The sequence below is a fragment of the Paraburkholderia sp. BCC1884 genome, from assembly GCF_900996225.1.
Taxonomy (GTDB): Bacteria; Pseudomonadota; Gammaproteobacteria; order Burkholderiales; family Burkholderiaceae; genus Paraburkholderia.
Map to the genome: position 1 here is coordinate 1 of NZ_CAAJGL010000144.1, position 497 is coordinate 497.

At 65.0% G+C, this 497-nt stretch carries 1 protein-coding gene; it reads left to right on the forward strand.

What is annotated here, in order from left to right; all coding sequences use genetic code 11:
- Positions 1 to 343, forward strand: a 343-nt coding sequence (locus FQ705_RS30980) for a citrate/2-methylcitrate synthase (RefSeq protein ID WP_313955689.1), incomplete at its 5' end; no start/stop codon positions are given.
- Positions 344 to 497: the final 154 nt, after the last annotated feature.

Here is a 497-nt window from a genome sequence, read left to right on the forward strand (position 1 = left end):
GGTCTACACGATCTCGGATCCGCGCAACAAGGTGATCAAGGAAGTCGCGCGCAAGCTCTCGAAGGATGCCGGCGACACCAAGCTGTTCGAGATCGCCGAGCGCCTCGAATCGGTGATGTGGGACGCCAAGAAGATGTTCCCGAACCTCGACTGGTTCAGCGCCGTGTCCTACCGGATGATGGGCGTGCCGACCGCGATGTTCAAGCCGCTGTTCGTTATCGCGCGCACGTCCGGCTGGAGCGCCCACATCATCGAGCAGCGCATCGACAACAAGATCATCCGCCCGAGCGCGAACTACACGGGTCCGGAGGATCTGAAGTTCGTCTCGATCGAGAAGCGCTGAGCGCGCCCGGGGCGGCCGGCATCGCCCGCCGCCCCGGCCCGTGAATTCTCCCGCATGCCCCAGAACATGAATACCCCCCATCGCAAACCGCTGCCCGTCACCGGGCTCGACTATTTCGACGCGCGTGCCGCCGTCGAGGCCCTCGCGTCCGGCG